Here is a 12,081-nt window from a genome sequence, read left to right as displayed (position 1 = left end):
CAACCCGACACCCGACGGCTGGTTTTTCCAACGTTTTTTACTCTGGAAGGGGAGACTATGGAAGACAAAAAGCGCATCATGGACATGGTCAAGGAAGGCAAAATTACCGCCGAGGAGGCCATTCGCCTATTGGAAGCCATGGACTCTGGGCGACCCCAGACGGCGGCCCCCAGCGCAGGCTACGCCTACGCAGTGGCCACCACCCCACCCCCCCCTAAAGGCCTCGCCAAGATGATCCGCATCGTGGTGGACGGGGAGGATGTCAAGGTCAAGGTCAATGTGCCTGCGGCCCTGGCCCGCTTCGCCTCCAACTTCATCCCCCCCGAGGCCAAGCAGCAGTTGAGCGCTCAGGGCATTGACATTGCGGGCATCCTGGACATGCTCAAGGGCGAGCTGCCCGAGGGCCGGCTGGTGGATGTGGAAATCAGCGACGTGGCCAAGGTGAGCGAGGGCGAAACCAGGATGTCGGGCCCCATGCGGGTCTTGATTGAGGTGGTCTGAGGGGTGGGCCCCCTGGAGAGAATAAAATGCTCGCAGTGTCGAAAGCGTTCCCCAGAGCGGATGGGTTCTCGAAGCTGAGCTTGCTTCGGCCCCGGTTTGTGTACGTGTGGGTGCGCTTGCCAGAAATCCCGGTGCCCCTCTTTTTGTTCGCGCCCCTGGTGATGCTCGAGTTTTTCCTGATGATGGGCATATGGGCGATCCGGAGAGCCCAGGGCCCCGACCCCCAGCTGGCCTTTGCCCTGCACACCCTCGAGGCCCTGCGCGGCCAGACCTGGGAACTGCGGAAGATACCGCCCTTGGCCCTGGTGGAGGTCGAGACAAAGCCCAAAGCCCTCAAGCCGCTGTATGTCAAGATCGGGCTGTGGTGAAATATGGCTCGAGTTGGAGTCCCTATGAAGGTCTTTCCCATGCCCACCGAGTGCCCGGTTCAGGGTTGCAACGGGCGGCTGCACGTGACCGGTCTGGTGTGTCCGGATTGTCGCACCGAGATTAAAGGCGAGTTCCAGCCCAACGAGTTTGCCCTGCTGCCCCCCGAGCCGCTGGAATTCCTGCGCTTGTACATCAAGGTGCGGGGCAACCTGAAGGAAGTGGAGCGGATTCTGGGGGTGTCCTACCCCACCGTGCGGGCCCGCTTCGAGGGGTTGCTCCGGGTGCTGGGCTACGAGTACCAGGAGCTTCCCGAGACCGGCCCATCGCCCGAAGAGAAAGAGGCCATCCTGGCCGCGCTGGAAAAAGGCCAGATTGGCGCTGCCGAAGCTGCCGAACGGCTGAGGGCGCTCAGGAAACGCTAAAAACGGGGGGGTCGCTTCTCGAAAAAGGCGGCGATGCCCTCGGCCAGGTCGCCGGTCTCGCGTACCCAGGCGTTGGCGATGGAGGCCAGCCGGAAGCCGTCCTCGAGGCCCATGCCGGGCAGGGCATGGAGCAGCTCTTTGGTTAGCGAAAGCGAGGTGGGGGCATTGGCGCACACCTCCCGGGCTAGGGCCAGGGTTTCGTCCAGCAGTTGCTCGGCGGGCACCACGCGGTTCACCAGCCCCATCCGGTAGGCTTCCGGAGCCGAGACCAGCCGGCCCGTCAGCAGCAGCTCCTTGGCGTGTTTCTCCCCCACGTTGCGCACCAGAATCACCCCCACCAGCGCCGCCACGAAGCCAATCTTGACCTCGGTGTAGCCGATTCTGGCGTCCTCGCTCATCACGGCCAGGTCGCAGGCCGTGGCCAGCCCGGCCCCACCCGCCACCGCGGGGCCGTTGATGGCGGCCAGGGTGGGTTTGGGGAAGGTGTAGATGCGGTGAAACAGGCGCATCAGCTCGCGGGAGTGGGCGTAGTTGGCCTCGGCGCCGGCGCTGGTGACGCTTTGGAGGAAGTCCAGGTCGGCCCCCGCACTGAAGGCCGGGCCGGCGCCGGTCAGCACCACGGCCCGGGTGGCTGGGTCTTGCTCGGCGGCCTCGAGGGCTTCCAGCAAGCCGCGCACCAGGCCGGGGGAGAGGGGGTTGCGCCTTTGGGGGTCGTTCAGGGTGAGCAGCCGGATACCCTCCACCTCACTAGCGAGTACGCTCATGCTCCTATGCTAAGGCTTGAGGGGGGAAGGAATGAAAAGCCAGACCCCCGGATGTCAGCCGCTTCCCGGGTTCTCAATGGGTTTGGAGCAGGGGTGGTGGACTCAAAAACCGACCCAGTAAGCCTCCACGTTGCCCGTCGGCCCGCTTTTTGTGTACACTCGAGGGCGTAGGTGATTAAGCTCAACAGGGTTTGTTGCTTGCGGAGGTGAAGTTATAACGAAAGATGTTCCAGTGAACGAACGTATCCGGGTGCGCCAGGTACGCCTGATTGACGAGAATGGGACGCAGGTGGGGGTGGTGGACACCCGCGATGCCCTGCGACTGGCCAGGGAACGTGAATACGACCTGGTTTTGGTTTCGCCCAACGCGGTTCCACCGGTGGCCCGCCTGCTCGACTATGGCAAGTGGCGTTACGAGCAGCAGCAAGCCGAGAAAGAGGCCCGCAAGAAAGCCAAGCGCACCGAACTCAAGAGCATGAAGCTGCGGCCCAAAATCGAGGCCCACGACTACAACACCAAACTCGGGCACATTCGGCGCTTCCTCGAGGAGGGCCACAAGGTCAAGGTGACCATTATGTTCCGCGGGCGTGAGATGGCCCACCAGGAACTGGGCTACCGGCTTCTGGAACGAATTGCTAAAGACCTGGAAGGCATCGGATTCGTGGAGATGCGCCCGGAGATGCTGGGCCGCGACATGAACATGGTCATGGCCCCTGGCTCCAAGCCCTCGGCTCCGGTAACCCCCGCTGCTTCGTCGAGCAATCCGGCTTAGAGCGCTCTTCACCCGCCTAAGCCATGTGGGTTTGAGAAGGCTTTGTCCTGGACAGAACTGGGGCCGCCTGGAAACTCAAAACCCAAGCACCTGCGGGCCTGGGTGCGTCGCAAGTGTCTGGGCCCATACGCATGCTCGTTTTCGCAGGCGGCCACATCTCTGACGAGTGCGATAGGGTTCGTTTGCTGCATCACTCAAGATAGCCCGGCCTGTGGGGTCGGGCTTTTTTGCATGGGGCGGTTTGGCAGCCGCTCATACCCCCTTCAGGCGCACAAGCAGCTTTCAACAAGGTGAGCGGGGGGGTCGTGGGTCTCCACGCCCTGCTTCCTCACCCCCGTATGTGAAGTGCCTTCGCTGCTCGAAAGGGGCCCCTCGCTGGCAAAGGGCGCGAGGAGATGCTATACTCACAAGGCTGCCGAGTTTATAAGTCCTCGCCAGAGGCACTCAGGCCGCAAAAACAGGAGCACATCATGGCCAAGATGAAGACCCACAAGGGCGCCAAAAACCGTGTCAAAATCACGGCCACTGGCAAGGTAGTTGGCAAGAAGCCGGGGAAGCGCCACCTCAACTGGCACAAGTCGGGCAGCAGCCGCCGTCAGAAGGGGCGCGACTTCACCTTCTCCAAAGGCGAAGAGCGCCGTGTTCACCGGCTCATGCCCTACGACGTATAAGGAGAGGTGAGAACAGATGCCGCGCGCCAAAACCGGTGTAGTCCGTCGTCGTAAACACAAAGCCATCCTCAAACGCGCCAAGGGTTTTTATGCCCTGCGCTCCAAGAGCGTTCGCAAAGCCCGCGAAACCCTGTTCAGCGGCGCCATGCGTTCCTTCAACGACCGCCGCAAGCGCAAAGGCGACATGCGCCGCCTGTGGATTGTGCGCATCAACGCCGCGGCGCGTCAGCATGGCCTGAGCTACAGCGTGTTCATGCACGGCCTGAAAAAGGCCGGGATCGAACTCGACCGCAAGATTCTGGCCGATATTGCCGTGCGCCAGCCCGAGGCCTTTGCCGAGCTGGTGAGCAAAGCCAGGGCCTAACGCCTGAAACGCACGAGGGGGCCGCTGGGCCCCCTCGTGTTTTGCTTTGCCTTTAGAGAAAGCGGTACTGCTTGGGCTTGTCCAGCAGAACCGAGGCGAACCGTTGGGCTCGAGCAGAGCCGACGGGGAATCTCTGGTCGAGTGGGGCGGGTTCGCGCCCCGGACGACCCCACGGTTAAGATGTTCGGTGTCTTTCACCCTGCTGCTACTGCCGTTGATCTACCGCTGACGCTGCGCCCGGGCTGGTGCTGTGTGGCGGTTCAGCGGCATGCTCCCATACCCTGTGAAGAGCGCTCTAGGCATACCCCAGGACTTCCCTGCGCTTCTGACCCCAGGCCAGGGCGCTGGCGATGCCCTCGTCAATGGAGTGCTCGGCTTTCCAGCCCAGCAGCTCTAAGGCCCGGTCGGCGTTGGCGTAGGCCCCGGCCACATCACCCGGGCGGGACGGGGCTTCGCGCTTGGGAATCTGCTTGCCGTACACCCGCTCGAAGGCCGCAAGCAGTTCCTTCACGGTCACCCCATGGCCGGTGCCCAGGTTAATCACCACATAGGCGCTTTTGGTTTTTTGCATGACCGCATCGAACTGCTCCACCGCCTTCACATGGGCCATGGCCAGGTCCCAGACGTGGATGTAGTCGCGGATGCCCGAACCGTCGCGGGTGGGCCAGTCCACGCCGGTGAGGGTGAACTCGGGCAACTTGCCCAGGGCCACGTCCACCATCTTGCCCAGCACGTGGCTGGGTTCGCGCACGTGGATGCCCGAGCGCAGCTTGGGGTCGGCCCCGATGGGGTTGAAGTACCGCAGAGCAATGCCCCGAAGTGGGGTGGCTTTGCACAGGTCTTCCAGCACCATCTCCATCATGTACTTGGTGCGGGCGTAGGGGGAGCTGGGCTTGAGGGGCGAGGTTTCGGTCACCTTGAACCCCGGCACGGCGTCGTAGATGGAGGCCGAGGAGCTGAACACCACCCTGGGGTAGCCCAGCTCGGCCAGGTTCTTGAACAGTTCCAGGCTTTTGCAGACGTTCTCGTGGTAGTAGAGGTAGGGCTCCTGCACCGACTCCGGGACCACAATCCGCGCGGCGCAGTGGATGGTGCTGTGGATCTCGGGGTGTTCCCGGAAGATGCGCTCCAGGAGCGCTCGGTCGGCGATATCGCCCTCATAAAAAATCTTGCCCTGGGTAAAGGCCCTGGGCCCCGTGACCAGCGAGTCCAGCAGCACCGGCACATGGCCGGTGTCGAGAAGCGCGTGGGCAACGGTGCTGCCGATGTACCCTGCTCCGCCCGTAATCAGAACCTTCATGGGCCCGATTCTACCCGTAAAAGCCTTAGTATTTTGACCATGGGTGCACTGGATGGTCTCAAAGTGCTCGACCTTTCCCGCATTCTGGCCGGCCCCTACTGCACGCAGATGCTGGCCGACTTAGGCGCGGAAGTCTGGAAAATTGAGCCCCCCAGGGGCGACGACACCCGAACCTGGGGCCCCCCCTTTATCAGGGGACGGGGGTCAGGGGTCGAGCCTCCGGAAGAGAAGGGCTCGGTCTCCGATGGAAAAGGTGGGCCGGGATGGGAGGTGGCCCCGGAGGGGGAGAGCGCATATTACCTTTCCTGCAACCGGGGCAAGAAGAGCGTGGTGGTGAACCTCAAAGACCCCCTGGGCCAGCAACTTGTGCAAGACCTGGCCCATCAGGCCGATGTGCTGGTGGAAAACTATAAAACGGGCGACCTGGCCCGCTATGGCCTGGACTATGCCAGCCTTTCTCAGAAGAACCCAGGGCTCATCTACCTGTCGATCACCGGCTACGGCCAGACCGGCCCCCGCGCCGCGGAGCCCGGCTACGATGTGGCCATACAGGGGCTTTGCGGCATCATGTCGGTCACGGGGGAGCCCGAAGGCGCGCCCATGCGGGTTCCGGTGGCCTGGATTGACCTCATGACCGGCATGATGGGGGCCGTGGCCGTCCTGGCGGCGCTTCAGGAGCGGGCCCGCAGCGGGTTGGGGCAGCACCTCGACCTGGCACTGTTTGATGTGGGGCTGGCGGCCATGGTCAACCTGGCGCAGAGCTATCTGTTGACCCAGCAGCTGCCCGAACGGCTGGGCAACGCCCACCCCCAGATTGTCCCCTACGGCGCGTTTGCGGCCTCAGATGGCTGGTTTATGCTGACCGTGGGCAACGATGAGCAGTACCGTCGGGTCTGCGAGGCCATCGAGCGCCCGGAGCTCTGGGCAGATGAACGCTTCCAGACCAATGCGGGTCGGGTTCGCTGGCGGGCCGAGCTGCTGCCTGAGCTCGAGGCCATCCTGCGTAGCCGCCCCCGCCGGGAGTGGCTCGAGCGCTTCACCTTGGCCGGGGTTCCGGTGACCCCGGTGAACAACCTGGCCGAGGCCTTTACCGAGCCGCAGGCCCGGGCCCGGGGGATGCTTCAGGAGGTCGAACACCCCACCCTGGGCTCGATTCCCCTGCTGGGCTCGCCGCTGGCCCACCTATCCCGCACCCCGGCCCAGGCCCCGGCGCATCCGCCGCTGCTGGGCGAACACACCGGGGCTGTGCTGAGCGAGGTGCTGGGCTATACGCCGGAGCAAATTCGGGCGTTGGTTGCGGCGGGGGTGGTCAGAACCGCCTTCTGAGCAAAAGGCCCTCCCAGCGCCTTCAGCAAAGGACATTCACCCGGATCAGGCGTGTGCGCACGATGGTGTTCACCCTGTCCGAAACCCGCAGGGTGATGTTGTGCGACACGCCGCAGCTGCCGCCATACAGCCTGACGGTGGTCTCACTTCCGCTGCCCAGCAGCTGCTCGCCGCTGGCCGGGGGGCCGGGTTGCACATCGGCGCGGTCGGTGAACCACTGCAGGGTCAGGGGGTCGCCGTCTGGGTCGGATGCGCTGGCCCGCAGGGTCAACTCGTAATACCACCCGTTGGCATCGTTGCGGTCGGCGTACACGTTCAGGTCGCTGGCCGGGTGGGTGATGTTCGCACTGGGTGGGTTGTTGACGCAGCTTTGTACGGTGATGGTGCGGCTATCGGTGCTGGAGAGGGCGTGCGGGGCCGGAGCGTCGTCGGTGGCCTGGACGTTCACGGTATAGCTACCGGGGCTGCTGAAGGCGCGGCTCGCGGAAAGGCCGCTTGCAAAACTGGTGCCGCCGATGCGCCAGACGACGTTGCCGCTGGGGAAGGGGTACGCGCCAAAGTTGTTGGGGTCGCTCACGGTGGCCCGGAAGTCAATGGGGGTGTTGGTGCAAAGCGTGCTGCCGCTGACAGGTTCCACGATTTGAACGGTGGGTGGGTCGTTGCGAATGCTGATGTTCACACCGGCGCTGGCGTTCTGGCCGCCTGAGGTGGCGGCAACGCTGATGCGGTGGTTGCCGGGTCGCAGGGTAGATGCGCTGATTCCGTTGCCGCTCCCCAAGTTCCCCTCGAGGTTGCTGCTCCAGCTCAGGCTGGGGGTGCCGGGGGTGTCGGGGTCGTAGGTGGTCGCGTTCAGGAGTACGGGTAGCCGCCAGGAGAAAACCTGCCCTTCCCTGGGGCTGTCAATGCGCACGAAGGGGGGCACGTTGCCCAAAGCCCGGCTGACCGCAGCAAAGGCGTTGACCCGCCGCTGGTGTCCGCCTGAACCGTGTACGCCGCCGTTGTGAGCGGTTTCGTAGAGAATCTGCTCGACCTGGAAAGGCAGCAGGGCCGGGTTGGCCGCCCAGATTAGGGCGGCGACCCCGGCCACAAAGGGGGAGGCGAAGCTGGTGCCGTTCACCCGGCGCACCTCCCGCCGCTCGGGGTCGGGGCCGGCCCAGACCGTGTAGGGGCCGTAGATGTCTACCGAAAAGAAATTGGAGTTGCTGCCGAAGTTCGAGTTTGCCGCTCGGGCGGCGCTGTCCCAGCCCATGCCACCTACGCAAATCATCCCCAGCAGCTCGCAGGGCACCCAGAGGTCTTCCTCCCAGCAGATGCCCAGGAAGCAGTCTTCGGCGTCCACGTTGCGCCCGTTGTTGCCCGCCGAGGCAAAGAAAATCGGGCGGAAAGGGCTGGTTTCAATGGTCAGTAGAAGGGGGGTTACGGTGGCGTCGAGCAGAGCGCCGGGCACCGCAGGTATGGCTCCGGCTGCGCTCATGTTGATAATGCGTGGGCGTTCGGCCAGGGCCCCGGCCAGGGTGGTGACCACGAAGCGTAGGAACTCGAAGAAGTCGCCGGGCACCTGAACCGCCATCAACTCGGCGATGGGGCCTGCTGGGCCGGCTGCGCCCTGGTTGTTGTCGGGCTGGCCCATAGCGGCCTGGGCAACCAAGGTGCCATGCCAGGGGCAGGGCCCTCCACCGCAGTTTTGGGGGTTGGCGGCCCCCCAACTGGCGCCCCCGTAAATGCTGCGCTGGGCGGGGTAGTCGGGGTGGTCGCGCTCAAAGCCACCGTCTATGATGGCGATCTTGACCCGGCTGGAGAGCCGCCCGGCTGCCTGGAGCAGCCGCCAGGCCTCGCCTACGCCGATGTCCTGGGCGCTGCCTCGGTTCATGTAGGGCCAGCCAAAGGCGTTGGAGTTGTAGAGATCACGTTCGGCGGCAGCCACCGAGCTAATACCGGCCTCGAGGGCGGTGGCCTCGGCGAAGCCCTGGGGGTTTAGCACAAAGTTGAGCGAGACCTTGAGGTTCTGGCTAACCCCTTCGCGGGCGGCAGTGGCCAGCAGGTTGAGCCCCTCCTGGCTGGAGAACTCGAGGTCGCTGCGGGCGCCGGGCACCAGGGTTTGCAGGTCCTGGGCCAGCTGGGCCTCGACGGCAGGGCTGGCGTTAACCCGCACCAGGTGCAGCTTGGGGGCGCCCTCGAGGGCAATTGTCCGCAGAACTCGCCCCCCGTAGCGGGCCGCCAGGGCCTCCACCTTGGCGGTGTCGTCGCTGCTAACCAGCAGCTCGTTCAGCACAAACTCGCTCTGAAGACCGCTCTTGCCGCGCAGGGCCCCCACCGGTCGGGGGGCGCCGCCGTCGGGGTCGGGAATGGCGGCTACCTGCGGGCTGAGCGAGGGTACGATGCGGAAGGTGGACGGGGGCAGCTGGTTGGGGCTGGTTCCACCGCCACACTGGGCGGCCATCAGGAGCAGCGAGATGGCCAGCAAAGCGACCTTGAGGAGCGAGCGGGCGGGGTTGCTTTTCATGGTTTTCCTCCTGGGGTCTTCGGGTTCTCCCGAAGTCGTCTCCAGGGTAGGGGCGAGGGGTTGAACGGGCCATGAACACCTGCCCAGAGCGAGCGCCCCATCAAAAAACCCTGCCCGGCGGGGCAGGGTTCTTGGGTGGTTTTGTTCAGCAGAGGGACCAGATGCGAATCACGATGGAGCGTGTACCCAGCAGGCCCCCCGCATCGCGGGCCTCGAGGGTAAGCCGTGCATAGGCATCGGTAGCGCAGCTCAGGCCTGGGATGGTGTCGCTGGGCCGCCAGCTCCGGCTGGCCCCGTTGCCGATGGTGTAAACCGTGCCCCCAATGCCCGCGTTGTTGGTAGGGAAGGCCACCCGCCAGGTGAAGGTGTAAGGGCTACTGCCGCCGCTGGCCGAGCCCGAAAGGTTTATGGTATCCGAAGGCAGGATGAACTCACCGTCTCTAGGGCTGTTGATGCTAACCAGTATGGTGGGTGGCTCGCGCACGGCAACGCTCACGCTGGCGCTCCGGCTGGCCCCGGCGGCGTCGGTGGCGGTGAGGGTGAGGGTGCGGCTGCCGGTGGTGGCAAAGGTGATGCTGGCCTCGCAGCCGGTGGGGCTGGGGTCGGCTGGGTTGCTCGAGGTCCAGCGGCAGTTCACGCTCTGGCCCAACCCTGCGTCGGGGTCGTTCACCAGCCCTCGCAGGGCCACCACCTGGCCCCGGAAAATCTCGCTGCCGGGGGTGGGGCTCGCGATGCTCACGCTGGGTGGGGTGTTGTCGCGCCGGGTGATGGGCAGGCAGGCCCGTCCCAGGTCGCGGCTGTAGCGCAAGTCGAGCACCTCCACCGAGGTGATGCCCACCGAGAGGGTGAGGCAGGCCTCGAGCCTCCACAGCACCCCCCCGCCAAGGCCCTGTAGGCTGGCCTCGAAGCTGGGGCCGCCCCGCAGCTCGCCAAAGGGCCCCACCACCCCATACAGCATCACCTGGAAGCGCACCCCGGCGGCGGCCTGGGCCGCTACCCGGCCCTCCAGGGTGGGGGGCAGCAGGCTGAGGCTGGCCCGGCGCTCGCTCAGGTCGCGGAAGCCCAGGTCGGAGTTGTACTCGAAGCCCGCAATCAGGGTGAGCGACTGCTGTACCTCGAAGGCAAACCGCGCGGTTACCTCGCCGTCGGCCCGCAGGAAGAGGGTGAGCCTAGGGGTGAGCACCACCGGCACCGGCCCGATGGAGAAGGTCAGGGGGGCGAAGTGGTGGGTGGCGATGGGCCATTCCCGCTCGAAGGAGTAGGCCAGGTCGCCCGTTAGGCGCAGCCGGGCGTTTTCCTCCACCCCCACCCGCACCAGCACGATGAGGTCGGGTATCTCCCGGCAGACCCGGCCCACCACCGGCAGCCGCACCGTCTCGTCACAGCGCAGGTCCAGGTCGAAGTCCAGCACCGGATTGATCTCCAGGCTGCCGGTGGCCCGGATGCGCCCCCCGGTGCCAAAGTCGGTGTCCAGGGTATGGCGAAAACCCTGCACCGAGACCCCGCGCTGCAGCGAGACCGAGCTGCGCAGGTCTTCGGGCTTGAGCTCGCGCCGCACGCGCAGGCTGCCCCGGTGGATGGCCTCCTGAATCTTGGCCGGCTCGGTCTCCACCCGCACCCCACCGCCCTCCACCCGCACCGCCCGCACCTTGCGCAAGAGGCCGTCGGGGATGGCCTGGGCGGGCTCGCTCACCACCACATCGCCCGGCTTGAGCCGGTCCTCAATCCCGCTACCCGGGCTAAAGCGCAGCGTGCCGTCGGGTTCCACCGCGCTCAGGGCGGCCCGGCTCCCCTGGTCGAGCACCTTGGTGGTCTCGGGCACCACCACCGCGGGTTCCTCCTCGGGGGGCTGGGGCTGGCTGCAGGCGGCCAGCAGCCCGGCGGCCAGGGAGATGAGCAGTCTGGAAATGGTCTTCATTCTTGCACCTCCTCACAGGGTGCTCCCAGGGTAGAGCCCCCTCCTTGAACAAGCCATGAACGAAAAACCCCGCCCGCAGGCGGGGTGGGGGGCTTCCGGGGGCTAGGGCAGCCTATGGTAGAGCGGCAGGCCGGCCGGGGCCGGGTAGAGGGCCGGGGAGAGGGGGTACTGGGTTCCCCCGGTGCCCACGGTAAAGACCCGCTCCGGAATCACCGGGCTTCCGGGTGAGTTTACCCCGCTGAGCTGGGAAGGGGCCAGGCGGGCAAACTTATCGGCGGTGTAAGTAATCCAAAGCCCCCCGCCCTCGTCGAAGGCCATGCCCTCGAGCAGAGGCCCCGCCCCCAGGTAGACCCGTACCGAAGGGGTCAGGCTGGTACTCCCCGTGCCGCTTTGCTCGCCTGGGGTGAGACGGTACAGCGCGTTGTCGCCGAAGGCCATCACCCAGAGGTGGCCCCCGGCGTCGAAGGCCAGGTGACGGGCGTCCAGCCGGCCCAAACTGTCGCTCGAGATAAGCTCGCGGTCGGGCGGGCCGCTGTAGGAGGCGCCCAGCCGTGAGCGGTCGAAGCGCACCACCGTACCGTCCGAGCTGCCGCCCCGGCCCAGCCAGAGGTTTCCTTCGCGGTCGAAGGCCAGGCTGTTGGGCGCTTCTACCTGGAATACGACCCCGGCGCTCAGGCTGGTGCGGCCGCTTCCGGCCCCCGCGAGCTGGTCTTTGCTCAGGCGGTAGACCCGGTTGGCGCACTTGGAGCCGGCCCAGAGGTTTCCCTCCGGGTCGAAGGCCAGGCTGTCCAAACCGCCTATGCAGGTGAGGCCCTGGATGTCGAGCCTGCGGTCGGGGGTGGGGCTGCTGCCGGTGAGGCTCGAGGCCGGATAGCGCAGGAGGTGAGGGTCTGCGGTGGTGCCCCCGAAGAGCCAGAGGTTGCCCTCCCGGTCGAAGGTGAGCCCCTCACCCCCGCGGGTGCTCGCGCTGGGGTTGGGGTTCAGGGTGGCGCTGCTGTTTAGGTTCTCCCGCGCAAAGCCCAGGGTCTGGTCGGTTAGTTCCTCGCCCAGCCAGAGCTTAGCGCTGGTGGGGATGAGGCTGTAGCTCACCGTGATGGTGGCGTTCTGCCCGTTTTGCAGACAGGCCGGGCTGCCGCTTACACTGGGGCTGTAGGCGCTGCGGATCAGGGGG

At 65.7% G+C, this 12,081-nt stretch carries 12 protein-coding genes; 7 read left to right on the top strand and 5 right to left on the bottom strand.

The genetic code is table 11. The features are described from left to right. Nucleotides 1–57 precede the first annotated feature (57 nt). The 3 genes from NZN28_RS02550 (at nt 58) to NZN28_RS02540 (ending at nt 1,292) form a co-directional block, all read left to right on the top strand. The gene (locus NZN28_RS02550) at nt 58–501 is read left to right on the top strand and encodes a hypothetical protein (RefSeq protein WP_295395203.1); all 444 of its coding nucleotides are present in this window, start codon (nt 58–60) and stop codon (nt 499–501) included. 80 nt (nt 502–581) lie between these two features. Beyond that, the gene (locus tag NZN28_RS02545; RefSeq protein ID WP_295395202.1) at nt 582–869 is read left to right on the top strand and encodes a hypothetical protein; all 288 of its coding nucleotides are present in this window, start codon (nt 582–584) and stop codon (nt 867–869) included. Nucleotides 870–893: 24 nt separating this feature from the next. Further along, complete coding sequence (locus tag NZN28_RS02540) at nt 894–1,292, top strand: DUF2089 domain-containing protein (RefSeq protein WP_295395201.1); 399 nt, start codon at nt 894–896, stop codon at nt 1,290–1,292. Here NZN28_RS02540 and NZN28_RS02535 read toward each other — a convergent pair. Next, nucleotides 1,289–2,056: an enoyl-CoA hydratase/isomerase family protein gene (locus tag NZN28_RS02535; protein WP_295395200.1), complete on the bottom strand. Its 768-nt coding sequence runs from the start codon at nt 2,054–2,056 to the stop codon at nt 1,289–1,291. The two genes, NZN28_RS02540 and NZN28_RS02535, sit on opposite strands and share 4 nt — an antisense overlap. A 232-nt stretch (nt 2,057–2,288) precedes the next feature. On the opposite strand from NZN28_RS02535, the gene infC reads away from it, so the two are divergent. The 3 genes from infC to rplT all read left to right on the top strand — a co-directional run bounded on the left by infC (nt 2,289) and on the right by rplT (nt 3,863). After that, a complete protein-coding gene (gene infC / locus NZN28_RS02530) occupies nt 2,289–2,828 on the top strand; it encodes a translation initiation factor IF-3 (protein WP_295395199.1) in 540 nt (179 codons plus the stop codon). Between the two features lie 470 nt (nt 2,829–3,298). Beyond that, nucleotides 3,299–3,499, top strand: coding sequence for a 50S ribosomal protein L35 (gene rpmI, locus NZN28_RS02525; protein WP_295395198.1), 201 nt, complete (start codon nt 3,299–3,301; stop codon nt 3,497–3,499). A 16-nt stretch (nt 3,500–3,515) separates the two neighbouring features. Beyond that, nucleotides 3,516–3,863 carry a 50S ribosomal protein L20 gene (gene rplT, locus NZN28_RS02520; RefSeq protein WP_119339499.1) on the top strand — a complete coding sequence of 116 codons (348 nt, stop codon included), beginning with the start codon at nt 3,516–3,518 and terminating at the stop codon, nt 3,861–3,863. A 295-nt stretch (nt 3,864–4,158) separates the two neighbouring features. On the opposite strand, the gene galE is transcribed toward rplT, so the two are convergent. After that, nucleotides 4,159–5,163 (bottom strand): UDP-glucose 4-epimerase GalE, encoded by a 1,005-nt coding sequence (gene galE / locus NZN28_RS02515; protein WP_295395197.1) that lies wholly within the window; start codon nt 5,161–5,163, stop codon nt 4,159–4,161. Nucleotides 5,164–5,202: 39 nt separating this feature from the next. Between galE and NZN28_RS02510 the strand changes: the two genes are divergently transcribed. After that, nucleotides 5,203–6,489, top strand: coding sequence for a CaiB/BaiF CoA-transferase family protein (locus NZN28_RS02510; protein WP_295395196.1), 1,287 nt, complete (start codon nt 5,203–5,205; stop codon nt 6,487–6,489). A gap of 22 nt (nt 6,490–6,511) precedes the next feature. On the opposite strand, the gene NZN28_RS02505 is transcribed toward NZN28_RS02510, so the two are convergent. The 3 genes from NZN28_RS02505 to NZN28_RS02495 form a co-directional block, all read right to left on the bottom strand. Continuing rightward, complete coding sequence (locus tag NZN28_RS02505) at nt 6,512–8,992, bottom strand: S8 family serine peptidase (RefSeq protein ID WP_295395195.1); 2,481 nt, start codon at nt 8,990–8,992, stop codon at nt 6,512–6,514. Between the two features lie 145 nt (nt 8,993–9,137). Further along, complete coding sequence (locus NZN28_RS02500) at nt 9,138–10,910, bottom strand: hypothetical protein (protein WP_295395194.1); 1,773 nt, start codon at nt 10,908–10,910, stop codon at nt 9,138–9,140. A 102-nt stretch (nt 10,911–11,012) separates the two neighbouring features. Further along, nucleotides 11,013–12,081, bottom strand: a 1,069-nt coding sequence (locus NZN28_RS02495) for a hypothetical protein (protein WP_295395193.1), incomplete at its 5' end; no start/stop codon positions are given.

The sequence above is a fragment of the Meiothermus sp. genome (genome assembly GCF_025056915.1).
Lineage (GTDB): Bacteria > Deinococcota > Deinococci > Deinococcales > Thermaceae > Meiothermus.
Note: the sequence above shows the minus strand (reverse complement) of the source record. Positions and strands in the feature narration are given on the sequence as shown.